This window comes from Agrobacterium sp. LAD9 (assembly GCF_003031125.1).
GTDB lineage: Bacteria > Pseudomonadota > Alphaproteobacteria > Rhizobiales > Rhizobiaceae > Agrobacterium > Agrobacterium radiobacter.
In genome coordinates this window covers 281,304-306,394 of the sequence record NZ_PHGS01000006.1, presented here as the reverse complement: position 1 = coordinate 306,394, position 25,091 = coordinate 281,304, and the positions used below count along the sequence as shown (strand labels likewise).

Genomic DNA, 25,091 nt, shown 5'->3' with positions numbered 1-25,091 from the left:
GCGGCTTTGCAGCGGGAGAAGATGCCGTTCACTCCATCCTCGTCCAGCCAAAAACCAGCCAGGTATATTTCGACTTCTTGTCGGGTTCGGCGGTGTAGGTCATCTGTATATCGCCGTCCTTCGCATAAATATCGAGCCTGGGCGCCGTATCCAGCTTCAGCCAAAGCGAACTCTTGTTGAAAGACCATGTTCCGCACCAGACACATGAACCCGAGGGATCACCGGCCTGATGGAAATTATAACGACCGTCCGCCGTGATCTCCAGATAGTCGAACGCCGAGTAAAATGTCGTTACCGTCTCCTGGAACAGTGTCGCATCCGCTTCCTGCTGGGCGGTGGGCGCGGTCTTCATATCGCGCGGCGGGCGGCTGGTCGCACCGCTGAGTTTCCACTTTCCGACAAAATCCTTCTGAGTCGGGAAATATTCCGCCTCCGCCTTTGCCGGCGAAATCGAAGCGACGACAGGTATATCAGCCATACCCGCGACCCCGATCGCAAGGAGAAGGGTGACGATGCGGAGCATTCCGGTTCGGTTTTTCATATGGCCTATCTTTCGCGATGGGAGTGCAAGGGCCTGTTCTAGGCAGATTCGGCGTAAACCGAAATGACACGCTCAGTTTGCCGCTGATTTCGCCAGCGCAATGAACAGGAAGATCACGGCGAGCAACTCGATGGGCAGTCGCCAGCGGCTCAGTCGGACCCATTTGGCCGCCGCTCTGGAATCAGCCGCCATGTCACCGGCCGTTTCCGCCTCAAACCGTAGCGCCATCGGGATGAAATACGCAAATGACCAGATCCGCGCGACAAGATGCGCCGCCAGCGCCGACCATATCCAAAGGCGAATTGCGGGGTGGGCCCATGTCAGCCAGACTGCCAGCAGCAGCGCCACCTCGAACAGCCCATGAATAGGGCCCCAAAAGAGTTTCCGGTTGATCCCGCCCCGTTCAGGCTGGATCAGCATCGGCCGAGAAGGCCACACCCTATCGACAAGAAGTGTTTCGTAGATGCCGCCGCCCAGCCCGACGGCGCCAAGAAAACCGGCGACGATGATCGCATTGAAAACCAACGGCTCGAACATTGTCTTCATCCCCCTCTTCCAGAAACCATCGCCGTGATGCTTGCGGGTGCATGTTCGGCCTGCACGCCTTTTGCACTTTTTCGACGCACGCAGGCGTAGGCATTCATTTACCGCTAGCGAAGTTTGGCTCAGCCAATTATCTTGATGACTATCATTTCTTAATTATTGAGATATTTAAATGTCAAGAGATATCATGGATCGCCGGTTGACGGATGTACTTCGCCTGGCCAGCGCGCAATCGCTGCTCATCAGCCAGGCCATCGCGGCAAAGGCTCGATTGAACACCACCGATCTGGAATGCCTGGACATCCTTCAAATGCAGGGCCAGGCAAGTGCGGGCGAGCTCGCAAGAGCGACCGGCCTGACGACCGGGGCGATAACAGCGCTGCTCGACCGGCTGGAGAAGGCGGGTTTCATAAAACGTTTGCCCGATCCTGCGGATCGCCGGCGCGTGCTGGCAGCGCCCCATCCTGAAAAAATGCGGGAATTGTTTCAGATGTATGCGCCCCTTCAGGAAAAGATGGAGGCGCTCTATGGGGAATATGATGAAGAGCAATTGCAGCTCATCATTGGCTTCATGGAAAAATCATGCGCCATTTCAAAGGACTTCATCATCTCCTCGCAGAAGAAATAAGCTAGCCGAGTGACTGTATCTCGGTGCGAATTCCGGCGAAGCCGCAACACTGAAATTCGTTGCCGCCGAAAACCCCATATTTCATGGTTTTCCGGCGGCCGCACAATCACACTAGATATCATCGTGGGTCACGCGAGTACCAAACTCGCGTGACGAACCACGTCAGAGCTTGGCAAGCGATTGTTCGAGATCGGCGATGATGTCCTTGACGTCCTCGATGCCGATCGACAGGCGAACCACATCCGGCCCTGCACCGGCGGCCGTCTGCTGTTCCGGTGTCAATTGCGCATGCGTGGTGGAGGCCGGGTGGATGACGAGGGAGCGCGTGTCGCCGATATTGGCGAGATGGGAGAAGAGCTGCAGCCCTTCCACCAGCGCCTTGCCGGCCGCATAACCGCCCTTGACGCCGAAAGTGAAGACGGAGCCTGCGCCCTTTGGCGAATATCGCTGCTGGAGGGCGTAGTTGTCGCTGTCCTCCAGCCCGGCATAATGCACCCAGCTGACCTTGGGATGCGCCTTCAGCCATTTGGCGACGGCGAGCGCATTGTCGGAATGGCGCTGAACGCGCAGCGGCAGTGTCTCGATGCCCGTCAGGATGAGGAAGGCGTTGAAGGGCGAAATGGCCGGTCCGAGGTCACGCAATCCCAGAACGCGGCAAGCGATGGCGAAGGCGAAATTGCCGAAGGTCTGGTGCAGCACGACGCCGGAATACTCCGGCCGGGGCTGCGACAGCGCCGGATATCTATCCGTCGCCGACCAGTCGAAGGTCCCGCCGTCAACGATGATGCCGCCCATGGAATTGCCGTGCCCCCCAAGGAATTTCGTCAGCGAATGCAGTACGATGTCAGCGCCGTGTTCCAGCGGCCGCAGCAGATAGGGGCTCGCCATGGTGTTGTCGACGATCAGCGGCAGGCCGTGCCGGTGGGCGACATCGGCAATCGCGGCTATATCCACGAAAGTACCGCCGGGATTGGCAAGGCTTTCGATGAAGACGGCGCGTGTGCGGTCGTCGATCTGCGCCTCGAAGCTGGCCGGATCGGTGGCGTCAGCCCAGCGCACCTGCCAGTCGAAGCCCTTGAAGGCGTGACCAAACTGGTTGATCGAGCCGCCATAAAGCTGACGAGCGGCGACGAAATTGTCGCCGGGCTGCAGGAGGGTATGGAAGACCAACAATTGCGCGGCATGGCCGGACGCCACGGCAAGCGCCGCCGTGCCGCCTTCCAGCGCCGCCACGCGCTCTTCCAGAACAGCCTGGGTGGGGTTCATGATTCGCGTGTAGATATTGCCGAACTCTTTCAATCCGAACAGGGCGGCGGCGTGATCGGCGTCGCGGAAAGCAAAGGCCGTCGTCTGATAAATGGGTGTCGCACGCGCGCCGGTGGTCGGATCAGGTTGTGCGCCCGCGTGGACGGCCAGCGTTGAAAACCCGGGATTGCTGCTCGGCATAATGTTTCCTCCAATGGAATTTTGAAGGGATCATAATGCCTTGCGGCCAAATGATAAGTCCGATCCGTACCAACTATCGCACAATATTGAGACGCGGATACTCAATTGCAGGGCAACGGTCCATCACAACCTCTATGCCATAGGCTTCCGCCTTGGCGGCGGCATTGTCATCGCGAACGGAAAGCTGGCCCCAGATCACCGATGGTCGCTCGGGCAGCAATATCGCCTCTTCGACGATTGCCGATAAATATTCCGGCGCGCGAAAAACATCGATCATGTCCACCGGCTCGGGAACATCGGCGAGCCTGGCGTAGACCTTCTGTCCCAATATCTCCTTGCCTGCCTGGCCGGGATTGACCGGAAACACGCGGTAACCCTTGGACAGCAGGAAGCGCATGACGCCATGGCTCGGCCTGTCCGGGTTGGGCGAAGCGCCGAGCAGCGCGATGGTTTTGACGTTAGTCAGAATTCTCCTGAGGTAATCGGGCTCGTAACTATCATGCTGCATGTCAACTTATCCCTCTTGGAACGTCACATGGTTTGAAGAATACCAATGCAGATGCGCCATTTGAAAGCTGCGCGAGCATAGCCTCGTCTGCATAATTCCACCGACGCATTCCTGACACTGCCGAATGCGCCTGCCCTTCCCATCTAGGAAGCTTCCCTGCTGTCTTGAACCCCTGCCCGGCCGAAAATCGCTACCACGACAGACCTATCGTGGCGCAGTGGCACGTTTTCGTCCACGCAAAATGATTTCACCAAAACACTAGAATCCCGGTTGTATTGACTAATTTTGTCCAGTTTTCAAAATGGCGCAAACCGGCACAAAAGCGGCCCAAACAACATTAGCGTGCAAGTTATGCGCCCTTCGTCTCCTGTTTGTTTTCATTCCGTTCGCAGGTGAATTAGAGCTATCTAATTTTCAGAAAGTTATTCTGTAAATCAATCTATAAACAAATCTGCAACGTTACAGTAAGCCGTTCATAGCAGATATGAAATTTCTTTTCATGTACATCTCATCCAATTGATACACCTTCCGACCGAAGCACCCAGCGGAGCTATTTGACAAAACAGGTAGTATTATGGGCCAAAACACGCTCCGAATCGAAACCACAAGCTGTGCGCCCAGCGCTCATGCCACCATCTGACGGATGAAATCCTGAGCAGAATACCATATCGCGCCGGAGGAAAATCATTCCGCGCGCGCCTGACATGCACAAAGCAAGAATTTTACGCGTGTTGCAATATCAGCCGCTGGCACATGTCGTTTGTGGGCGGTTCCACCGGCGCAAAACGCTCACTCGAACAATTCGCAGGGGCGCGTCGCCCTCACCGAAAATCGATTCCGGTTTTCAGGCCGATGCTGTAGGTTGCCCAAAGTAGCCCGCGAGCGAGTCTCTATTGTGACATTTGACATTCTTCTTCTGGTGCTCCTGGGCGCGATGCTGCATGCCGGATGGAATGCGCTGGTCAAATCCGGATCCGACAAATCACTGGACGCCTCACTGATTGCGGCGGGAGCTGCGGCCTGTTCACTGCCGTTTCTGCCTTTCCTGCCCTTCCCCACGCCGGTCGCCATTCCCTTCCTGATCGCTTCGGCCGTTCTGCAATTCGCCTATTTCCGCCTTGTCGCCGCCGCCTATACGATCGGCGATATCGGCCTTGTCTATCCCGTCATGCGCGGTGTGGCTCCTTTGATCGTCGCGGCGACGAGCAGCCTGTTCCTGAGCGAGGTTTTGAGCCCGCTGGCCCTTGCCGGGATCGCGATCATCTCCGGCGGCATCCTGACACTCGTATTCGAGGCAAGGCGTGGCGGCGGAAAGGCTATTCTGGTCGCGCTGCTCAACGCCTTCGTGATCGCGTCCTACACCTTCGTCGACGGTGTCGGCGCAAGACTTTCCGGCAACGCCATCTCCTATACGCTCTGGATGTCGCTTCTGCCGCCGGTGCTGCTTTTCGGTTTTGCCTTTTTCCAGCGCGGCGTCGGCCCTGTCGTCCAGCATGTCCGACGCAACTGGTGGCGCGGCCTGATCGGCGGCGGCGGCTCCATTCTGTCCTACGGACTTGCGCTTTACGCCATGACCAAGGCGCCCGTCGCCGTCGTCGCGGCGCTGCGGGAAACCTCCATTCTCTTCGCGCTGGTAATCTCCGTGGTGATCCTCAAAGAACGCGCCAGCATCTGGCGTTATCTTGCCGGAGGCATCATAGCAGCGGGCGTTCTGGTGATGCGACTGGGGTAAAACGGGTTCGTTTGGTGAGGTAAAATAATACCCCATTATCAAGTTATTGTTTTTACTATATTATTTTTACGACCTCCAAAATCCGTCATATTGACGCTTTCGCTCGCGCACCGTATAAGCGCGCCAGATCGGATTCCAGCCGGAATAGGGTCATTTGCGGTTGTCCTTGATGGCAACCAAACCAAGCAACAAGAAACGCCCGTATGCTCTTTCATGAAGAGGATGACGGGTCCACGTTAGAAAGTGAAATCTATGTCTACTTTCGTTCAGAAGCCCGCTGAGGTGGAGAAGAAGTGGGTCATCATCGACGCCGAAGGCCTCGTTGTTGGTCGCCTCGCCACCATCGTTGCAACCCGCCTGCGCGGCAAGCACAAGGCTACCTACACCCCCCACGTTGATGATGGCGACAACGTCATCGTTATCAACGCTGAAAAGGTTGCCTTCACCGGCAACAAGTACTCCGACAAGAAGTACTACTGGCACACCGGTCACCCGGGTGGCATCAAGGAGCGTACGGCTCGCCAGATCATCGAAGGCCGCTTCCCGGAGCGCGTCGTTGAAAAGGCCATCGAGCGCATGATCCCGCGCGGCCCGCTCGGCCGTCGCCAGATGAAGAACCTGCGCGTTTACGCCGGCTCGAACCATCCGCACGAAGCACAGCAGCCCACCGTTCTCGACGTGGCCGCGCTTAACAAGAAGAACGTAAGGAGCGCCTGATAATGGCCGATCTTTCCTCTCTGAAAGACCTCGCCCCGGCATCGGAAGCTTCGGCTCCCGTGCACGTCCGCAAGGTTGATACGCTCGGCCGCTCCTACGCGACCGGCAAGCGCAAGAACGCCGTAGCCCGCGTATGGGTGAAGGCCGGTTCTGGCAAGATCATCATCAACGGCCGCGATTTCACCACGTATTTCGCACGTCCGGTTCTGCAGATGATCCTCCAGCAGCCGCTGGTCGCAGCTGCCCGCTCCGGTCAGTTCGACATCATTGCAACGGTTGCAGGCGGCGGTCTTTCCGGCCAGGCCGGCGCCGTACGTCACGGTGTTTCCAAGGCGCTCACCTACTTCGAACCGGGCCTGCGCTCCGTTCTGAAGAAGGGTGGCTTCCTGACCCGCGACAGCCGCGTTGTCGAGCGTAAGAAGTACGGTAAGGCCAAGGCCCGCCGTTCGTTCCAGTTCTCCAAGCGCTAATCGCTTCTCGGAACGGTTCGCTCAGAACTTCGAAAGGCGGGGCTTCGGCTTCGCCTTTTTTCATGTCTGCTCCCTTGTTTTTTCGGCGCGAAGACAGCACCTTCAGCGCAAAACGCGATGGGGTGACATATGCCGGCCAAAACAATCGACCATGCCTTTTCCGCCACGACGCTGACATCTGCCGCCACCGACCCGACCCACGCGGGTGCGCTCTCCTTCATGCGGCGCAAATATACAAAGAACCTCAAGGGCGTATCGACTGCCATCTGGGGCATTCCCTTCGATGCAGCAACCTCCAACCGCCCCGGTGCGCGCTTCGGGCCGCAGGCTATCCGCAGGGCTTCGGCGATTTTCGACAACGACCCGCAATATCCCTTCGCGCGCGATCTCTTCGCCCATATGCCCACCATCGATTACGGCGACTGTCTGCTCGACTATGGCAACCACTGGAAAACGCCTGACACGATCGAAAAGGAAGCGCGCCGGATCATCTCCAAGACGGATTATCTGCTGACGCTCGGCGGCGATCATTTCATTACCTGGCCGCTCCTGAAGGCGCATGTCGCCAAACACGGGCCGCTGGCGCTGGTGCAGTTCGATGCGCATCAGGACACCTGGTTCGATGACGGCAAGCGCATCGACCACGGCTCCTTCGTGGCGCGCGCCGTGCGCGATGGCCTGATCGATCCCGACCGTTCGATCCAGATCGGCATCCGCACCCATGCGCCTGACGATTTCGGCATTCGCATTCTCCATGGTTACGAGGTGGAGGAAATGCGGGCGAGCGATATCGCCTCGCTGATCGTCAAGCACACGGCCGGCATGCCCACCTATCTGACCTTCGATATCGATTGCCTCGATCCAGCCTTTGCGCCGGGAACCGGCACGCCTGTCGCCGGCGGGCCGACCAGTGCGAAAATTCTCTCCGTTCTACGCGGGCTTGGCCAGCTGGATATTCGCGGTTCCGATGTCGTGGAAGTCGCCCCCGCTTACGACCATGCTGATATTACCGCCATTGCCGGAGCCACCGTTGCAATGTATATGCTTGGCCTGCGTGCCGAACGGCTGGCGAAGGCCGGCTGACAAAGAAAACGGCACCTACCGAACTGATTCCGAATACCCTCGCAACCCTTTGAAAAGTCAGGACAAGGACATGACAGCGAAGATCTTCATCGATGGCGAACACGGCACCACGGGTCTGCAGATCCGCACGCGCCTTGCCGGTCGCCGCGATATCGAGCTGCTGTCCATCCCTGAGGCCGAGCGCCGCAATGCGGCGATGCGCGAGGACATGCTCAACAACGCCGACATTTCGATCCTCTGCCTGCCCGACGATGCCTCGAAAGAAGCCGTCTCCATGGTGGCCGGCAACAATAATGTCCGTATCATCGATACCTCGACCGCCTATCGCGTCCATCAGGACTGGGCTTATGGCTTTGCCGAAATGGATAAGGAACAGGGCGAAAAGGTTCGTTCCGCCCGCCTCGTCGCCAATCCGGGCTGCTACCCGACCGGCGCGATCGCCCTTCTGCGCCCGCTACGCACCGCAGGCCTCCTGCCGGACGGTTATCCGGTCAGCGTCAATGCGGTTTCCGGCTATACCGGCGGCGGCAAGCAGATGATCGCACAGATGGAAGACCAGAGCCGCGATGACTCAATCAGCGCCAATAATTTCCTTTATGGCCTGACGCTCAAGCACAAGCATGTGCCGGAGATGACCATTCACGGTCAGCTCGACCGTGCACCGCTGTTTTCGCCCTCCGTCGGTCGTTTCCCGCAGGGCATGATCGTGCAGGTGCCGCTGTTTGCCGCTGACCTGAAGGAAGGCGCGACCATCGAAACGATCCATGCGGCGCTGAGCGCCCACTATGCGGGACAGGACATCGTCAGCGTCGTGCCGCTGGCCGAAAGCAAGGGCCTCGCGCGCATTGACGCCGAAGAACTGGCGGGCAAGGACACGATGAAGCTCTTCGTTTTCGGTACGCCGGGCGGCGAGCATATCAATCTCGTCGCGCTGCTCGACAATCTCGGAAAGGGTGCGTCTGGCGCGGCCGTCCAGAACATGGAACTGATGCTCTCCGCATGAGACTTGCATGAACAGCACCACGCCATCTTTTCCGGCCTCGTGGAATATCGAGGCCGCAAAACGCATCGCCGATACACCAGCCGGCATCGTTTACGAACTGACGCGCAAGGACGGTTCCCTTGCCGTTGCCAAGGTCCTGAAAAAGAAAGTGCTGAAAGACAGCCTTCGCGGTGCGGATTTCATCGCATGGCGCGCAGGTGTCGGCTGCGTGGAGCTGCTCGACCGCTCGGACGACATTCTGCTGATGGAGCATGCCGGAACCGAGACGCTGCGCGATGTGCTGTTCCGCGACGGTGACGACGATGCCACCACGGAAATCGCCGCTAACGTTCTGCTGGAATATCATCAGCCATCGCAGCAGACGCCGCCCTCAAGCCTGCTGACGCTGCCGCTCTATTTCGAAAGCCTGTTCCGCAAGGCCGAACAGGACCGCACTGACGGCGTGGAAAGCCCCTATATCGAGGCGGCCACGCTTGCGCAGGAACTGATCGGCAAGCAGCGGGATATCAAGCCGCTGCACGGCGATCTGCACCATGAGAACATCATGCGCAGCGAACGCGGCTGGATCATCATCGACCCGTCAGGCCTGATTGGTGATGCGGCATTCGACGTCGCCAACATGTTCTCCAATCCGCTGGACCGTTTCGACCTCACCCGTAGCGAGGCGCGCATCGCCTCCATGGCGGCGATTTTCGCTAAGACGCTGCAACGGGATGAACGGCTGTTGCTGCAATATGCCTTCGCCTATGGCTGCCTTTCGGCCACGTGGCACGAAGAGGACGATAATGCGGAAGAGCGCGACAACGAACTCGCCGTCGCGGCAACCATCAAGGCCGTCCTGAAACAGTTCTGAGCAGGCTCAGAGTTTGTCAGGGAAAAGTGGAACCCGGTTTTCCCGAAAAGATAAACGAAAACAAAAGAATCCAGAGTATGCAGGTTCAGAATGAACCTGCATACTCTAGTCCCTGATTTCGACCGAAACCGGCGCAGGATATTCGCCGATGAACCCGCGCCAGTGGGCGACGGAAAAACCAAGCACGATCAGCGCCATGCCCTGATGAGCAAGCGCGACATGAATATCCACATGCATCAAAAGCGTGGTGATGCCGAGCGCCGCCTGAATGGAAACCAGCACGAAGAACAGTACGGCGCGGCGGGCGTGTGGCGTATTCGGCAGCGCGCGCGCCATCGACACCATATGCCACAGCGTGGCGGCAAACAGCGTATAGGCGCCGAGGCGGTGGATGAACTGCACCGTCTTGGGGTTTTCGAAGAGGTTGATCCACCAGGGCTGTTGCAGGAAGAGATCGCCCGGCACCAGCGAGCCGTCCATCAGCGGCCAGGTATTATAGGAAAGGCCGGCATTCAGCCCCGCAACCAATGCGCCGAGATAGATCTGGAACAGACAGAGCACCGTCAGCAACGCAGCAAAGCCCCTGCCCGTCTTTTCGTCGGCGGCGTCGGGCGAATGATGCGACAGGCCGCGCAATATCCACATGCAGCCCGCGAAGATGAGGCAGGCGATGGTCAGATGCGTGGCAAGGCGATATTGCGAGACATCCGTGCGGTTGACGAGGCCTGACGATACCATCCACCAGCCGATAAAACCCTGAAAGCCGCCAAGCGCCAGAAGGCCGACCAGCGGCAGGCGCAGACGCTTTTCGATGCGGCCGGTCAGCCAGAAGAAGGCGAGCGGCAGTGCGAAGATGATGCCGATGGTGCGGGCAAGCAGGCGATGCGCCCATTCCCACCAGAAAATCGTCTTGAACTCGTCAAGCGACATGCCCTTGTTGATTTCCTGATATTGGGGAATGCGCTTGTAGAGCTGGAACTCTTCTTCCCATTCAGCAACGGAAAGCGGCGGGATGGCGCCGTGGATCGGCTTCCATTCGGTAATCGACAGGCCGGATTCGGTAAGCCGCGTGGCGCCGCCGACGAGGACCAGACAGACGAGCGTGAAAAGCACGACGCGCAGCCAGATGCGCAGCAGGCGGCGGTCCTTCTCCTGTTTCTGCAGGGCAGCCTCCACCACCATTTCCGCAGAACCATTTGCCATCGTCATGCCGCTCGAACGCATCTTTCAGGTCTCCCTCATACAGTCATGTTGATTAGCCCCAACCGGCACCACAAAACAAGGCCTCAGGGTTTGCGGCATGCGGTCGCGGCGGTATAGTCGCAACAGCTGTTCAATCACGGAAGATTTCATGCATCCTCGCCTCAGATCGCTCATCGGCACCGTCGTCATCATCTGCCTCGTCGTCGTTTACGCCGTGGTGGCGACGGCCATTGCATCGGCGACTCTGGCGCAATCGCCCTGGTGGGTGCATCTCGCTTATTTCGTGTTCACCGGAATTTTGTGGATTTTGCCGGCGATGCTGATCATCAAATGGATGGCCGGACCTAAAAAACAGGGCTGAGCGCCAGCCGTTGTATAACATCCACAGGTCGCAATATTATAAACCGATTGTTTGCCGCTGAACGATATAGTCCGACCGAAACAACCGGAGAGAGTGGATGGCGGCTGAGGAGCCGGTCTTTATCAGCGACAAGCAAGCGCCGACCGCCGTGCAAAACGAGCGGCGGAGTGCTGATCGTCTGTTGATCGATCTCGTCGATGACGCCGCAACCATCCGCTCCGACTGGGAGCAGCTGGAAGGCGACCCGCTCAATTCGCTGCATCAGGGTTTTGGCTGGTGCTCCATCTGGGCGCAAACGCAGGACAGCGCGCTCCTGACACTTCGCGGCCGGCAGGGCGGCAAGACGATCTTCCTGCTTCCGCTCGAAATCGTGCTGGAAGGCGGCATCCGCAAGGCACGTTTTCCCGGCGGCCGTTTCAACAATATCAATACGGGGCTTTTCGACCCCTCCTTTGCCGAACAGGCCGGACAGGAAATCGCGGCGGCAATTGCCCGCGAGGCGCGGAAGCTGCTGCATGGCCGGGCCGATATTCTGGCTTTGCAGAACATACCGCTGACGTGGCGCGGCAGGACCAATCCCCTCTCGCATCTTGCTTCCGTCGAAAACCAGAATCCGGCCTTCCAGCTTCCCCTGCTCGAGAGCTTCGAGGCCACGCTTCGGCAGGTCAATGCCAAGAGGCGACGGAAGAAATTCCGCATCCAGAGCCGAAGGGCCGAGGAAATGGGCGGTTACAGCCATGTGATCGCGCGTTCGCCACAGGAAAGATGCGAATTGTTGCAGGCGTTTTTCCGCCAGAAGGCCGCCCGTTTCGCCTCGCAGGGCATTCCGGATGTCTTTCGCAATCAATCTGTGAAGGATTTCTTCTACGATCTCGCCAATTTTCCCGAGACGGGCACAGGCAGCCTGCTGGAACTGCATGCCATTCGCCTTCATGGTGAAAACGAGGGCGTCATTGCCGCGATAGCCGGCCTTTCGCGCAAGCAGGATCACATCATCTGCCAGTTCGGCTCGATCGACGAGTCCGTTTCGGAACTCAGCCCCGGCGAATTGCTGTTCTGGCTGATGATCGAAAGGGCGTGTCGAGAGAAGGCGGCGATCTTCGATTTCGGCGTCGGCGACCAGCTCTATAAGCGCAGCTGGTGCCCGCTTTTCACCGTGCAGCACGATATATTCCTACCGGTGACATTGAAGGGTCGCGCAGCGGCCTCGGTCTATGTCGCCATTGCCCGGACGAAGAGCCTGATCAAATCCAATCCGGCGCTTTATGCGTTGATTCAGCGTTTTCGTGCCGGACGGCCGAAGACGGACACCGCTGCCGACTGAGCGCAGATCACGCCGCGCTCAGACGGTCCGGCTTGCGCATACCGGTCATCGGCAATGCCTGTTCATAGCCTTGGTCAACCAGTTCACCGAGCGTCTTTTCCAGAAGTTCGCTATCCTTGCCGGGAACCGAGACGATGATTTCCGCCGGCAGGTTGCGCAGCATTTTCCCAAGGCTCGAAATCTGCACCGCGCCGCATTCGACGAGAACCGTATCATAGGCGTCGGAGAGCGCGCCGAGGATCATCGTCAGGCGATCTATGGCGCGCATGGCCTCGCGCGGCTGCGCATTGCCGCGCGGCACGATATGGGCGTCGGACAGGCGGTCACTGTGAATGGTTTCACCGAAGGCGGCCGCACCCGCCAGAAGGTCCATGACACCGGGAAGCCCGGCTTCCGGCGCCATCAGCCGCGTCGGACAGGCAGACGCCGTCATGTCAACGAGAACGACCGAACGGCCCATCTCGGACAAAGCGCGAGCCAGCATGACGGTCGTTGTCGAACCGCTATCACCGGCTGGAGACACAATGGCGGCAACCGGTTTGGCAAGACGGCTGGCCAGGAAACCTGCGACAGCATCGATCGAGAAATCGTCAGAAGTGTCGACGTCCTCTTCCACTGCCTCTTCCTTCGCAGCCGCGACAGCTTCCACCGGCGGGGCCAGCGTGGCGGTAGCGGCTACAGCCGGCAGGTGCCGTTGCTCCTTTTCGGCAGCGGGCTGGTATGCCGCAACCGGCATGGCCCGCGCAGCAGACGGTATGCTCTCATGATGCACGGCAACAGGCTGTTCCGGCATATCCGTTGCCTTGTCCGGATCGGCTGGAGCACGCGAAGGGGAAGGCGGATCGGAGAGCGGCGGAACCTGCTTCCGGCCCATCGGCTTCAAGGCCCGGCCGGTGAAAAGCTCCACCAGCATGACCACGATGCAGGACAGCAGAAAGGCCGCCAGAGTAACGACGATGGTAATGGCGCCGATCTTCGGGAAATAGGGTTCGCGCGGCTCCACCGCCGTCGAAATGACACGAGCATCGGCCGGCGTGGAATCCACCGAGCCGGCGCGCGACGTCGCTTCCCGATAACGGGCAAGATAGGTTTCCAGAAGTTGCCTCTGCGCCGAAGCTTCCCGCTCCAGATCGTTGAGGCCGACCTGCTGTTCACCCGCACGCACGCTTTCCGATTTCAGCATGTTCAGTTGCTGGATCAGCTGCCGTTCCCGCAGACGCGAAACATTGGCCTCGTTTTCGAGACTTGCCAGCACCTTGCGGGTTTCCTCCTGAATCTGCCGCTGTATGCCGTCGAGCTGGTTGCGCAGCGCCCGGATGCGCGGATGGCCTTCCAGCATTGAAGACGAGAGATCGGAAATCTGGCTGCGGATCGTGGTTTCGTTTTCCTTCAGCCTCTGGATCGTCGGGGAACCGACGACATCGGGGAAAGTATCAAGCGGACGGCCGGTAGCAAGCGCGTTGCGCACGCCTTCCGCCCGCGCCTCCGCATTGGCGCGCTCTCCGCGGATACGGCCAAGTTCGGTGGAGATATCGCTGAGCTGGCGGGTGGCGAGGGTTTCGCCCTGCCCCGCCGAGAGAAGATCGGACGAAGCGCGGTAATCTGCGACCTTCCTGTCGGCGTCGCGCACCTTTTCGCGCAGATTGGCGATTTCCGGTTCCAGCCAGCGCGCCGCTTCCGTGCTTGTATCCAGTTTCGCGCCGCTCTGCAGGGCGATATAGGCCTTCATCATCTCATTGGGGATGGCGGCGGCAAGCTTGGGGTCCTGCGAGGAGAACTCGACGGTGATGACGCGCGAGCTTTCGACCTGATAGACCTGCAGCTTCTCCCGGAAGGCCTTCAGCACCCGTTCTTCGGGCAGCACCTGAAGCGGGTCCTTCTTGACGCCGACGGCGACCAGCAGCTGCGAAATGAGCGAAGGATGGGCTTCCGGATCGAACTCATCCAGCTCGTAGAGCTTCATGTCTTTGGCGACCTGCTTGATGAGATCGACCGACTGCATGATCTGCACCTGGCTGGAAACGGTCAATTCATCGAGCACGGGCTCGGCGGGCGCATTGGACTGCTGCGAAGCGCCGAAGGAGGCGGTGCGGGATTCGATGAGCACGCGCGCCTCGCCCTTGTAGGCGGGCGACATCATGCTTGATATCACGAAGGCGGAGCCTCCGGCCAGAAGCGTGATCGCCGCGATCCGTCCCTTGCGCTGCCATATGGCTGCGACAAGCTGCGCAAGATCGATATCCACATCCCTGTCGTCAATGCGATCGCCGTTCATGCAGGCTCCGTAACCGAGACAAACCTCGGGCGCTCAAATATAGATGGCCAATTTTCGCGAAGTTTAAGTCTTGCCGGTAACACAACAGTTAATCCCGGAGAATCCGACGAAATAAAGCTGATATTACCATCGCTCGCCCGGGTTGTTTACCGCACATTAACCCTAACAGAACGATAAGAATGATCAAAGATCGACTCGGAGCCAGATCAGATGCCGCTCGCCGGATCACGACATGTCACCGCACTGACGCTTGCCGTTCTGACGGCCCTTTCCGGCTGCGCGGCATATCAACCCGCGCCGAGGTCCTTCAATGAGGCTGCCCTGCAACCCTATCATGTCGATAGCGGCGACAGGCTGCGCATCAACGTGTTCGAGCAGGCCGGGCTGACCAATACCTATACGGTCGATCAGGCCGGTTACGTCGCCTTCCCGCTGGTCGGCCAGGTTCCGGCGCGCGGCAAGACGCTGCCGCAGCTCGAAGCGGCCATCGCCGCCAAGCTGCGCCAGGGTTATCTGCGCGATCCCGACGTGACGATCGAGATCGACCGTTATCGTCCGGTCTTCATCATGGGCGAAGTTGGCCGTCCCGGCCAATATTCCTATGTGCCTGGTATGACGGTACAGAACGCCATCGCCATTGCCGGCGGCTTCACCCCGCGCGCCAACCAGGCCGATGTCGACATCACCCGCAAGATCAATGCCGAGGTGATGACCGGCCGGATCGGGATCACCGCCCCCATTCTGGCGGGTGATACCGTCTATGTACGCGAACGCTTCTTCTGAAAACGGAGCGGCGAACGTGTCGGATGACGGCCCTCCCCTGCGCATCATTCACTGCTTCCGCTCCCCGGTGGGCGGCGTTTTCCGCCATGTGCGCGACCTTATCGAGGAACATGTCAAACAGGGCCACAAGGTCGGCATCGTCTGCGACAGTTCCACCGGCGGTGCGCATGAGGAACGGCTTTTCGAACAGATCACGCCGATGCTGGAGCTTGGGCTCACCCGCCTGCCCATCCGGCGGTCCATCAGCCCCGGCGACCTCATGGCGCTGTGGAAATCCTACAAGCACATCAAAAGTTTGCGGCCGGACATTCTGCACGGGCACAGCGCCAAGGGTGGCGCTCTTGCCCGGCTGATCGGCTCACTCCTGCGGGCGAACAGGTATCGCGTAGCCCGCCTCTATTCCCCGCATGGCGGCAGCCTGCATTATGCCAGAAACAGCCTGAAGGGGCAGCTCTTCCTGCGGCTGGAGCGGTTTCAGGAGCATTTCACCGATGCGCTCTGTTTCGTCTGCAATTTCGAGCAGACGACTTACGAAGCCAAGGTCGGCAAGCCGCGCACCCACACCGCGATGATTTATAACGGCGTGCAGGAAAGCGAGTTCGAAACCGTCCCCGCCCGCGATGATACGGCCCGTTTCCTCTACATCGGCATGCTCCGTGATCTCAAGGGACCGGATGTCTTCATCAGGGCATTCGCGAAAATGGAACGCAGCCTCGGCCAGCCCATGTCCGGCGTGATCGTCGGCGATGGACCGGACAGGGACAAATATGCCGCGATGATCGACAAGGCCGGGCTTTCCCGGCGGATTTCCATGCATGCGGCCATGCCCGCCAGACAGGCTTTCGAACTGGCGACGACGGTGGTGGTGCCTTCGCGCGCCGAAGCCATGCCCTATATCGTGCTGGAAGCGCTTGCGGCGGGAAAGACGGTCATTGCCTCGCATGTCGGCGGCATTCCCGAAATCCTCGGAGAAGACAGCGAGGCGCTCGTCCCGGCGGGCGATGCCGATGCGCTGGCGCGCATCATGGTCAAGGATGCCGAGGATGCCGATTGGGCGCAGCGGGTCATGCCGCACCCCGACAGCTTCAAGGCGAAATTTTCAACCCCTGTTATGGCCGATGAGATGATGAAGCTCTATCGCGACCTGCTGACGAGCTAAAGTTATTTTAAAAACACGATTTTTAATTGTATATTCCAGCCGTCCTGTAGAAACTGATCATAAACGTTTCTTAGCATGTTTCGGCTAGTTTTCTGCTCGTAGAGCGCGGCCATCCACCCGGATGCACAAAGGGCGCTCTACCACTTTGAGGTTGCGTATCGTTCCGGTTGAAAATCTGTGCGGTTTTCAGGTCGATGCGCTGGAGGGTGCGGACCAAAGCAATGACCAAGACTGACAAGGACAGACTGCAATTCGATCTGGCGTCATTGCGCAAGAAAATCTCCGAGCGTCAAACCGGAGAATCCTCCGCATCCGAACCCGTCGTTCTCAATCCGCTTGCTCGGCAGATCGCCAACCAGCTTCGCGCCGGCAATCATTCGCCCAATATGGTGATCGGGCAATTGCGGCTTCTCGAATTCACGATGCTCGTGGTCATCGCCGCCATCGTCAACGGCATCGCAGCCGATCGCGGTCTCGAAACATTTCTGGCGGTGTTCGGCGGTGGCGTGCTGGGGGCGGCGCTCTGCGTCTTTCTTCTGCAGGCGGGTGATTGTTATCAGCTTCCGACGCTGCGCACGCCACTAAAGATGTTCGCTCGCATTCAGGGCGCTGTCTGTCTCTCCTTCGTGGGAATTGCCTGTTTCCTTCTCCTCTTCTTTCCCGATGCGCTGCACTCCTGGCAGGCTTTCGGCATCTGGTACGCAACGGGTGCGATCGCGATCTTCGCCGATCGACTGATCCTCGGCTTTGCCATTCGCCACTGGGGCCGCAACGGCGTCATGGAGCGCCGCGCCGTCATCGTCGGCGGTGGCGATACCGCCAAGGACCTTATCCGCTCGCTGGAGCAGCAATCCGATAACGATATCCGCATCTGCGGTATCTTTGACGACCGGAAAAGCGCCCGCTCTCCCGAAGTTGTCGCCGGTTATCCCAAACTTGGCACCTTTGCTGAACTGGTGGAGTTTGCCCGTCTGACGAAGCTTGACATGCTGATCATCGCCCTGCCGCTCAGTGCCGAGGCGCGCATTCTCCAGCTCCTGCACAAGCTCTGGATACTGCCGGTCGATATCCGCATCGCGGCGCATGCCAATAAATTGCGTTTCCGTCCCCGCGCCTATTCCCATGTGGGCAAGGTGCCGATGCTCGATGTGTTCGACAAGCCGATCCGTGACTGGGATTCGGTGGCGAAACGGGTGTTCGACATTACTTTCAGCCTCATCGGTATCGCCATTTTGTGGCCGGTGATGGTGGGGGCGGGAATTGCGGTGAAAACGACCTCGAAAGGCCCTGTTCTCTTCAAGCAGAAGCGCCACGGCTTCAACAATGAAACGATCAATGTCTGGAAGTTCCGTTCCATGTATACGGAACTCAGCGATCCCACCGCTAAAAAGGCCGTGACGAAGAACGACCCCCGCGTCACACCCGTCGGCCGCTTCCTGCGCAAATCCTCGATGGACGAGCTGCCGCAGCTCTTCAACGTTCTCTATGGCGATCTTTCGCTCGTTGGGCCGCGCCCGCACGCCGTTCATGCCCAGACGGGCGATCTGAAATATACCGAGGTGGTGGAGCATTATTTCGCGCGCCACAAGGTGAAGCCCGGCGTTACCGGCTGGGCGCAGATCAACGGCTGGCGCGGCGAGATCGACCACGGCGACAAGATCAAGTTCCGCACCGAATATGATCTCTATTACATCGAGAACTGGTCACTGTTCCTCGATCTGAAGATCCTGTTCCTCACGCCGATACGGCTGCTCAAATCGGAAAACGCCTATTGACCCACACCGGTTACCAGCACGCGGCGAATTTCGACGCACCGTTGGCCACCATGCGGCTCATCGGATCGTTCTTCATCGCCTTCGGCGTGTTCCTTTCCGGCTTCGTCATCTCCGAACCGGCCCCTTATGAATTGATGATGGTGGGACAAGTGGCCGTGTGGTTCCTGCTTGGCCTTCGCCTTTCGCGCACCGTCGTCCTGCTTCTGTGCCTGCTGCTTGCCTTTAATGTCGGCGGTTATCTTTCGCTCACCACCATGGCCGATCTGGATGAGGGACCGCTCTATCTCGCCGTCTCGACCTTCCTGGCGCTGACCTCGGTTTTTTATGCGGCGATCGTGGAGGACAAGTACCAGCGGCTGCTTTTGATTTTCCGGGCCTGGCTTACGGCAGCGCTGATCACAGCGCTGCTCGGCATCATCGGATATTTCCACGCCATTCCGGGTTTTGAGGTCTTCACCCTCTACGACCGCGCAAAAGGCGCCTTTCAGGACCCGAACGTCTTCGGTCCCTTTCTGGTGACACCCTCGCTTTACCTGATCTACGGCCTTCTCACCGGCAAGGCGATGCATGCGCCCTGGCGGATCGTCGGGCTGCTCATCCTGTCGCTTGGCGTGTTCCTGTCGTTCTCGCGCGCGGCCTGGGGCCTGTTTCTGTTCGCCACCATTCTCCTCGTCTTCGTCATGTTGCTGAAGGAACGGACGGCTGCGTTTCGTCTGAAAATCCTCGTGCTGTTTCTCGTCGCCGCCGGGCTGATGGTTGCGGCGGTCATCATCGCGCTGCAGTTCAAGCAGGTGGCGGATCTGTTCTCCAGCCGCGCTTCGGCGGTGCAATCTTATGATGGCGGCCATCTCGGGCGTTTTGCACGCCACTATCTCGGCTTCCTGCTCGCCATGGAACACCCGCTCGGCATCGGCCCCATGGTGTTCGACAATATCTTCCCCGCCGCCGAACATAATATCTGGCTGAAGAGCCTGACCACGCATGGCTGGTTCGGTTTCGTCATCTATCTGGTCCTGATCTGCTGGACCATTGCCGCAGGTTTCAGGCATCTGCTGCGGCCACGCCCGTGGCAGCCGTTCCTGATCATTTCCTGGGTGACCTTCGTCGGACATGTAATGATCGGCGCCGTCATTGATACCGACCACTGGCGGCATTTCTTCCTGCTGCTGGGCATATTGTGGGGATGCATGGCGCTTGAGAAGCGCGAAAGCCTACACCGCCGCGCGCGGGCCGCCTAAAACGCTTCCCCTTACGGAACCTTACGCCATTTCATGCGTTTAGCCCCCGATTCTGATTGTTAAACGGGGAGACATCTTATGACGCAGACCAATAATCTCTATCTCATCATCGGCGCACTCCTGGTGGTCCTTGTTGGCCTTGGGGCTTATGTCTGGCACGAGGAAAGCAAGCCGAAGGGGATCGAGATGAATATCGGCCCGAACGGCGTCTCCGTTCAGGAGAACTGATCCGCAAGCGTCGCGCAAAGTCCGACCATTAAGACCGGGTGCATCCCACGCCGAACACGGCCGGGATGTACCCGGTCTTCTTATGAGAGAGGACGAAAGGCGGGATCGATGCCCGCTGCGCCGGTTCGGTACGAATGATCCGTATCGCCCGATCAAGGAAACAGCTAGCGCAATGGTCTCCTCCATCGACCTGTCCACCCGCCTCACCGCCACCAGGCTCGCCCTCAAGGCCATCAAGGAGCAGGAAGACAATTCCCCTGCCACATCCTCCTCGACGCGGGCGGCTCTCCTCGATTCCTACGGGCTTGACACCTCATCTTCTTCCACCAATACGCGCCTCACCCAGCTTCTGGCGCAATATTCCCAGACCTCGAGCGAAGACACGCAGACCGACGATACCGATACGCAGCTTTCTTCCGGCGATATTAGCAAGGCCGATTTCATGAAGGAGCTGAAGGAGATGCTGGAAGAACTGACCAGGGACCCGGACAAGGCTTCGCAGGCCAAGGCCATGCTGGAGGCTTTGACAACAGGCACGCTGACGGTCTCCGATCCCGCCGAGGGCGCCCAAATCAAGGCGTGGGACGTGGCCTCCGATACAAAAACCACCTCCAAGCCGACGACGGAGATCACCACGACGGGATGGAGCGACTTTCTGAAAGACCATCTCAAACGCGACGGCTCGGCTTATGCCAGAAGCGAGACCGGCGCCTATGTCGACACTGTTTCCGGCGACAACGCGTTTTTCGGCAGCGTCGGCAGCCGTTATTATTATCTCACCTGGCCACAGGCGAAAAACGGCACCCTGACCGTATAAAGCCAGATTTCCCGAGGACTGAACGGATCGCTGCGACATGGAACATGCCGCAGCGTCGCTTTTTCGTCTGCTCAGACGGCAGGCGCGGTGGCCGGTTCGGTTCCACCAGAGAGCGCCTTTTGCAGCTGCGCTTCCTGCGCCGGCGACAGCGAGGTCTTGATGACCCGCCCGCGCAGGCCTTCGAATTCTGCCAGCACCTTTTCCGGCTGCACCTTGCGGATCAGCACGAATAGCGCCGAAGAACCATTGGGAATGGTCTCGCCGAGTGATTTGATGAAATCATCGTCGATACCGAAATCCGTCAGCGAACCCGCAAGGGCGCCCGTGCCGGCGCCAATCGCGCCGCCGATGGCAAATCCCGCCAGCGGATTGAGGAACAGCAGGCCGACAAGGCCGCCCCACAGACCGCCAGACAGGAAACCGGAGCTTGCGCCGATTGCCGTCAGATTGACGCTCTGCTTCAGATGCACCTTGCCGTCTTCATCGCGAACGACGACCACGGCATCTTCCAGATCGACCAGATATTCCTTTTTCAGGCCTGCAAGCTTCAGAAGCACCCTGTCGGCCACTTCCGTTCCGTCAAAACCAACAACGACGAGTTCGGACATAGTTCGTCTCCCTGAGTTTCAATTCCGCTGCGATTGAACGCCGAAGAACGCAGCTTGTTCCGGCAATGATGGAAAGAGGATGTGTCACGCGTTTGACGGTCGCCCATGCCGGGAAGCATCACCCTGCCCCGGCCCCTTCCTGCCGTCCACACCTTTTGTTCCTTTTTTTATGAAAAGACCATTTTCCGCTTGCACCCTAACAGGCTTATATATAAACGGCTTTCAGGTTCGGAGCGTAGCGCAGCCCGGTAGCGCACTTGACTGGGGGTCAAGGGGTCGTGGGTTCGAATCCCGCCGCTCCGACCATTAAAATCAGATAGATAGCCAGTTCCCCCAGAGCTGGCTATATTTGTTTTAGCTCTCTAGTAATGAGCGCTATGCGCGAGTTTAAACGACCCTGTTCGGGTGTGCATTTATCCAAGCCTTGAGAACGAAGTGTGCTGAGATGGCAAAAAAACCGAAAATAGAACACTCAGAATTCTCGGGCGAGTTTGAAGACGAGGGCATCACCGTCCTTGTTGATATCTACCGGCCCGCTGGTACCCAGCAGGATTGGACGCTCGAGGTTATCAGCGAGCACGATGACGTCACCACCTGGGACGAACCTTTCGCTACCGACAAAGACGCCTGGGAAGAATTCCTGGCCACTTGTGAGAAAGATGGGATTCGCAGCTTCCTGGATGGCGACGATCCGTCCGTTCATTAACGTTTGATTCTGCGGCACCAAGCCGTAGGGGTTTTGGGCCAGAATCCCGTGCTCCGACCGTTCTCTTCTCGATCCCCATTTTTGATCGAGAGCGTTCTCCGGTTAAATTCCCGACAATATAAGCTCAGGTGTAAAGCCGCTAGCCTTAGAAGGACAGCGCGCATTGCCTTGTTGACTCTCCGCTAAAATTAGAACATTTAGTGAACAAAAGAGAGGTCATCCACTATGCCCGACGCTGAAAAAATCACCCCTACACGGCCCGACGACATAGCGGGATATGTCATCCAGTGTCATGACGGCGATGCGAAGGCGGCTGTCGAAGCGCTTCTCGGCGAAATCGAGCATTTGCAGGAACAGCTTTCCCTTGCGGTCGCCATCATGGGAAATGGATATACCCGCGGGTGGAAGCCCGACGCGAGGCGGGATTAGAATCGTCTCCGCCACAGTCTTTTGGGCGCGATGACACACCGGCAAGCCTGATGAGCGATTGAGCCTTGGACAAAAATCCTCCGCCATATCGGCTGCCGGGGCGATGGGATAAGTTTAAGGCTGCGTGGTAGTCCGCTGTGTGGGCGTAGCCGGCAAGGTGTCCCGACGAAGGGCGGTGCCGGCATCTGTTGCCTACACCGCCTGCCCCACGCGATGTTCAATATTCGTTGGACGCGATCGCGAAATCGTCGATGACAGGCATCTTTTCCGCGTTTTCCCACGTCCGGTCCATGGCGTAGGTTTGCGACAGATAGGGAATGCCGATATGGCCGAAGCGGAAGGAAAGCTGGCTTTCCGCCTGTTCCTCATCAAACCGTGCGACGCGGCTGAGATAGAGAGCGGTGGCGAGGCCTGTCCTGTCCGCACCGGCCTTGCAATGAATGAGAATGGGTTTCGGCGCATCGCGCATGATCGCGACCAGCTCGTTGACCCTGTTCATGTCAAGCTCCTGGCTGGCCGACATGCCGAAATCGATGTGATTCAATCCGAGCTCGCGGGAGGTCTCGACCTCATCCCGATACCAGGCCTTGGCTTCATTCGCACCGCGCAGATTGATGACCGTCCTGATACCATGGTCCCTGGTATAGCGGACGAGCTGCTCATTGCTCGGCTGGTTGGAGCGATAAAGCTGCCCCGCGACTACCTCGTGAAAATTGCCGAGGAGCTGAATGGCGTAGAGATAACCGCCTGTGGCAAGCACAGCAATACCCATGCCCCAAAAGGAGCACTTCCAGAATCTTCGCATAATAAAACGGTTCCCTCATTCGACGAGAGAACCGATACAGGTGGATTCTGACAGTAAGCTGAAAGTTCTGCGACAGTATTGTAAGAGTAGAAAATTTGCGCTTGATCAACGCACAAAAACGTAGACGGCATAGACCGCGATGAGTGCGGCGGCGGCCGCAGCGGTGATGGCGCCGAGACGTTTTTCGATGAAATGGCGTACCGATTCACCGTATTTCTGCAGCAACCCGGCAAGGATGAAAAAACGCGCGCCGCGCGTGACGACAGCCGAAAGAATGAAGAGGCCAAGGCTGATATTGGCCGCACCGGAGAGAATCGTGACGACCTTGATCGGGGGCAGATGCGCGAGGCCCGATGTCACCAGCAGGAGAACGATGGTCTCGTAATCCACCGAGCTCTTCAGATGCTCGAAGCTGTCGAGTTTGCCGTAAAATTCGAGAATGGGCCGCGCGATGCTCTCAAAGGCATAGTGACCGAGGAACCAGCCAGCGATGCCGCCGAGAACCGAGGCGACGGTTGCCACGAGGGCATAAAACATCGCCTTTTTCGGCTTGGCCAGCACCATGGGCAGGAAAAGCACATCCGCAGGCACGACGAAGACGGAGCTTTCCACGAAAGCCACGATCGCCAGCCACCATACGGCGGTTTTGCGCGCAGCGAGCGCCATCGTCCAGGCATAGATGTTTTTCAGCATTTCATGTCCCCGGGGAAGAGTGTTGCGGAGTGAAGGAGCCAGGGCAGGCCGGCGGTGATTCATGTGGTTTGCCGACGGCGGCCGGCGGGCGGGAGAGACCGAACCCGAATGAGAATTAGAGACAACGCAAGAGAATGGCAAATGTTGGAAAATTTATTTTTGCATCGCAAAAAATCATAATGACGAGCATTTCCCGCCCATACCGAGAGCCGGTTGCTGCGATGCGAAATTTCACCCTGTGGTAGATGAGCTCGCCTTTTTGCTGTAGAATGAAGGTGGACGGAAGAGGAGGAAGTTATCATGGAATATGTAAGCTTCGTTACATCGATCAATCCGGTCATACTTGTCATTCTGCTGGTGGTTCTTCTTGCAGGGGCTTACAGCAGCTGGGTTTCGCACTGAGCAGGACGGAACCACTCGACCAAATGTGAAAGGCTCCGTTTCTATCAACGATAGGCATTGGGCCGGATGAATGTTATCAAGCCCGGAGTTAAAACAACTCCCGGGAAGCCGTATGACGAACGAATTCGCATTCACTGATACGTCTGAAAAGCTCAGCACGACGCTTGAGAAGCTGATAGGAAAGCTGCAGGGTCAGACGATCACGTTGCGCGAGTTGATGGAAGCAATCGGCGAACAGGGCCTGTTGCTCATCTGCGCGATCGCCTCTCTACCCTTTCTCATTCCGGTTTCCATTCCCGGCGTCAGCACGGTCTTTGGCGCAGCGATCATCCTTGTCAGTCTGGCAATCACCCTCAATCGCCTGCCATGGTTGCCGGCAAAAATTCTTGACCGGCAGATGGAAACGGCAAAGCTTGTTCCCGCCCTTCAAAAAGGCGTCGCCATTGTCTCCAAGCTCGATGGTTTCATCCGTCCGCGCATTCCCGCGCTGACGACGGGCATCATCGCCAACCGGATAAACGGGCTTGCGCTGATGACGGCGGGCGTATTGCTGATGATGCCGCTCGGCTTCATTCCCTTCTCCAACACCCTTCCGGGCGTCGCGATCCTGCTTTTTTCGGCCGGGATGATTCAGCGGGATGGCGTCACCGTGCTCGGCGGCTATCTTTTCCTGGGTCTGACGACGATTTATTTCGCAGCGCTCGCCTATGCGGCTTTCTGGGCCGGCCAGGGCATCAGCAGCTCCTTCGGCGCTTAGACCT

Annotated in this window: 27 protein-coding genes and 1 tRNA gene; 19 read left to right on the top strand and 9 right to left on the bottom strand. The window is 58.4% G+C overall.

Features of this window, described 5'->3' with window-relative positions:
* Window positions 1–28 precede the first annotated feature (28 nt).
* Together DA915_RS06510 and DA915_RS06505 are read right to left on the bottom strand one after the other, a co-directional pair.
* On the bottom strand, window positions 29–541 hold the full coding sequence (locus tag DA915_RS06510; RefSeq protein ID WP_060726152.1) for a hypothetical protein: 513 nt from the start codon (window positions 539–541) through the stop codon (window positions 29–31).
* Between the two features lie 72 nt (window positions 542–613).
* A complete protein-coding gene (locus DA915_RS06505; RefSeq protein WP_243016482.1) occupies window positions 614–1,087 on the bottom strand; it encodes a hypothetical protein in 474 nt (157 codons plus the stop codon).
* Between the two features lie 169 nt (window positions 1,088–1,256).
* On the opposite strand from DA915_RS06505, the gene DA915_RS06500 reads away from it, so the two are divergent.
* The gene (locus tag DA915_RS06500; RefSeq protein ID WP_107675435.1) at window positions 1,257–1,712 is read left to right on the top strand and encodes a MarR family winged helix-turn-helix transcriptional regulator; all 456 of its coding nucleotides are present in this window, start codon (window positions 1,257–1,259) and stop codon (window positions 1,710–1,712) included.
* 162 nt (window positions 1,713–1,874) lie between these two features.
* Here DA915_RS06500 and DA915_RS06495 read toward each other — a convergent pair whose 3' ends face one another.
* Window positions 1,875–3,158: an O-acetylhomoserine aminocarboxypropyltransferase gene (locus tag DA915_RS06495; protein WP_003502341.1), complete on the bottom strand. Its 1,284-nt coding sequence runs from the start codon at window positions 3,156–3,158 to the stop codon at window positions 1,875–1,877.
* 73 nt (window positions 3,159–3,231) lie between these two features.
* The gene (locus DA915_RS06490; RefSeq protein WP_107675434.1) at window positions 3,232–3,666 is read right to left on the bottom strand and encodes a CoA-binding protein; all 435 of its coding nucleotides are present in this window, start codon (window positions 3,664–3,666) and stop codon (window positions 3,232–3,234) included.
* Between the two features lie 895 nt (window positions 3,667–4,561).
* Here DA915_RS06490 and DA915_RS06480 point away from each other — a divergent pair.
* The 6 genes from DA915_RS06480 (at window position 4,562) to DA915_RS06455 (ending at window position 9,524) form a co-directional block, all read left to right on the top strand.
* Entirely contained in the window at window positions 4,562–5,398 is an 837-nt protein-coding gene (locus DA915_RS06480) for an EamA family transporter (RefSeq protein WP_107675433.1), read from the top strand.
* Between the two features lie 252 nt (window positions 5,399–5,650).
* Window positions 5,651–6,115: a 50S ribosomal protein L13 gene (gene rplM / locus DA915_RS06475; RefSeq protein WP_003502335.1), complete on the top strand. Its 465-nt coding sequence runs from the start codon at window positions 5,651–5,653 to the stop codon at window positions 6,113–6,115.
* 2 nt (window positions 6,116–6,117) lie between these two features.
* Window positions 6,118–6,585: a 30S ribosomal protein S9 gene (rpsI, locus tag DA915_RS06470; RefSeq protein ID WP_003496509.1), complete on the top strand. Its 468-nt coding sequence runs from the start codon at window positions 6,118–6,120 to the stop codon at window positions 6,583–6,585.
* Window positions 6,586–6,714: 129 nt separating this feature from the next.
* Window positions 6,715–7,668: an agmatinase gene (gene speB / locus DA915_RS06465; protein ID WP_003502332.1), complete on the top strand. Its 954-nt coding sequence runs from the start codon at window positions 6,715–6,717 to the stop codon at window positions 7,666–7,668.
* Between the two features lie 70 nt (window positions 7,669–7,738).
* Entirely contained in the window at window positions 7,739–8,671 is a 933-nt protein-coding gene (gene argC, locus DA915_RS06460; protein ID WP_107675432.1) for an N-acetyl-gamma-glutamyl-phosphate reductase, read from the top strand.
* 7 nt (window positions 8,672–8,678) lie between these two features.
* Window positions 8,679–9,524 carry an aminoglycoside phosphotransferase family protein gene (locus DA915_RS06455; protein WP_107675431.1) on the top strand — a complete coding sequence of 282 codons (846 nt, stop codon included), beginning with the start codon at window positions 8,679–8,681 and terminating at the stop codon, window positions 9,522–9,524.
* A gap of 105 nt (window positions 9,525–9,629) precedes the next feature.
* Here the strand turns inward: DA915_RS06455 and DA915_RS06450 are convergent, their stop codons facing one another.
* Window positions 9,630–10,733 (bottom strand): COX15/CtaA family protein, encoded by a 1,104-nt coding sequence (locus tag DA915_RS06450; RefSeq protein WP_035212501.1) that lies wholly within the window; start codon window positions 10,731–10,733, stop codon window positions 9,630–9,632.
* Window positions 10,734–10,875: 142 nt separating this feature from the next.
* Here DA915_RS06450 and DA915_RS06445 point away from each other — a divergent pair, with 142 nt between their 5' ends.
* Complete coding sequence (locus DA915_RS06445; protein WP_003502315.1) at window positions 10,876–11,088, top strand: DUF2842 domain-containing protein; 213 nt, start codon at window positions 10,876–10,878, stop codon at window positions 11,086–11,088.
* Window positions 11,089–11,185: 97 nt separating this feature from the next.
* Window positions 11,186–12,412, top strand: coding sequence for a polysaccharide biosynthesis GNAT family N-acetyltransferase UppA (uppA, locus tag DA915_RS06440; protein WP_080866085.1), 1,227 nt, complete (start codon window positions 11,186–11,188; stop codon window positions 12,410–12,412).
* 7 nt (window positions 12,413–12,419) lie between these two features.
* Here the strand turns inward: uppA and uppB are convergent, their stop codons facing one another.
* The gene (gene uppB / locus DA915_RS06435) at window positions 12,420–14,687 is read right to left on the bottom strand and encodes a polysaccharide biosynthesis protein UppB (RefSeq protein WP_107675430.1); all 2,268 of its coding nucleotides are present in this window, start codon (window positions 14,685–14,687) and stop codon (window positions 12,420–12,422) included.
* A 210-nt stretch (window positions 14,688–14,897) separates the two neighbouring features.
* Here uppB and uppC point away from each other — a divergent pair, with 210 nt between their 5' ends.
* From uppC to DA915_RS06405, 6 genes are all read left to right on the top strand, one after another.
* Window positions 14,898–15,470, top strand: a complete 573-nt coding sequence (uppC, locus tag DA915_RS06430) for a polysaccharide export protein UppC (protein ID WP_003502309.1) — start codon at window positions 14,898–14,900, stop codon at window positions 15,468–15,470.
* A gap of 16 nt (window positions 15,471–15,486) precedes the next feature.
* Entirely contained in the window at window positions 15,487–16,629 is a 1,143-nt protein-coding gene (gene uppD, locus DA915_RS06425; protein ID WP_192886423.1) for a polysaccharide biosynthesis type 4 glycosyltransferase UppD, read from the top strand.
* Between the two features lie 221 nt (window positions 16,630–16,850).
* Window positions 16,851–18,404 (top strand): polysaccharide biosynthesis glycosyltransferase UppE, encoded by a 1,554-nt coding sequence (gene uppE, locus DA915_RS06420; protein ID WP_107675463.1) that lies wholly within the window; start codon window positions 16,851–16,853, stop codon window positions 18,402–18,404.
* On the top strand, window positions 18,401–19,642 hold the full coding sequence (gene uppF / locus DA915_RS06415; RefSeq protein WP_107675428.1) for a polysaccharide biosynthesis O-antigen ligase family protein UppF: 1,242 nt from the start codon (window positions 18,401–18,403) through the stop codon (window positions 19,640–19,642). The genes uppE and uppF overlap by 4 nt, the downstream gene beginning before the upstream one ends.
* A gap of 130 nt (window positions 19,643–19,772) precedes the next feature.
* A complete protein-coding gene (locus tag DA915_RS29435; protein ID WP_153315055.1) occupies window positions 19,773–19,832 on the top strand; it encodes a hypothetical protein in 60 nt (19 codons plus the stop codon).
* A gap of 210 nt (window positions 19,833–20,042) precedes the next feature.
* Window positions 20,043–20,687 (top strand): hypothetical protein, encoded by a 645-nt coding sequence (locus DA915_RS06405; protein ID WP_020012296.1) that lies wholly within the window; start codon window positions 20,043–20,045, stop codon window positions 20,685–20,687.
* 71 nt (window positions 20,688–20,758) lie between these two features.
* Here the strand turns inward: DA915_RS06405 and DA915_RS06400 are convergent, their stop codons facing one another.
* Window positions 20,759–21,295 carry a DUF1269 domain-containing protein gene (locus DA915_RS06400; RefSeq protein WP_003502301.1) on the bottom strand — a complete coding sequence of 179 codons (537 nt, stop codon included), beginning with the start codon at window positions 21,293–21,295 and terminating at the stop codon, window positions 20,759–20,761.
* A gap of 229 nt (window positions 21,296–21,524) precedes the next feature.
* On the opposite strand from DA915_RS06400, the gene DA915_RS06395 reads away from it, so the two are divergent.
* The 3 genes from DA915_RS06395 (at window position 21,525) to DA915_RS06385 (ending at window position 22,430) form a co-directional block, all read left to right on the top strand.
* Window positions 21,525–21,601: transfer RNA gene (locus DA915_RS06395), tRNA-Pro, on the top strand.
* Between the two features lie 139 nt (window positions 21,602–21,740).
* A complete protein-coding gene (locus tag DA915_RS06390; protein ID WP_003502300.1) occupies window positions 21,741–22,001 on the top strand; it encodes a hypothetical protein in 261 nt (86 codons plus the stop codon).
* Between the two features lie 225 nt (window positions 22,002–22,226).
* Window positions 22,227–22,430 (top strand): hypothetical protein, encoded by a 204-nt coding sequence (locus DA915_RS06385; protein ID WP_020012293.1) that lies wholly within the window; start codon window positions 22,227–22,229, stop codon window positions 22,428–22,430.
* A gap of 217 nt (window positions 22,431–22,647) precedes the next feature.
* On the opposite strand, the gene DA915_RS06380 is transcribed toward DA915_RS06385, so the two are convergent.
* Together DA915_RS06380 and DA915_RS06375 are read right to left on the bottom strand one after the other, a co-directional pair.
* On the bottom strand, window positions 22,648–23,202 hold the full coding sequence (locus DA915_RS06380; protein WP_020810810.1) for a dual specificity protein phosphatase family protein: 555 nt from the start codon (window positions 23,200–23,202) through the stop codon (window positions 22,648–22,650).
* 138 nt (window positions 23,203–23,340) lie between these two features.
* On the bottom strand, window positions 23,341–23,928 hold the full coding sequence (locus tag DA915_RS06375; RefSeq protein ID WP_080866080.1) for a YqaA family protein: 588 nt from the start codon (window positions 23,926–23,928) through the stop codon (window positions 23,341–23,343).
* 514 nt (window positions 23,929–24,442) lie between these two features.
* Between DA915_RS06375 and DA915_RS06370 the strand changes: the two genes are divergently transcribed.
* Entirely contained in the window at window positions 24,443–25,087 is a 645-nt protein-coding gene (locus DA915_RS06370) for an exopolysaccharide biosynthesis protein (RefSeq protein ID WP_003502295.1), read from the top strand.
* Window positions 25,088–25,091 lie beyond the last annotated feature (4 nt).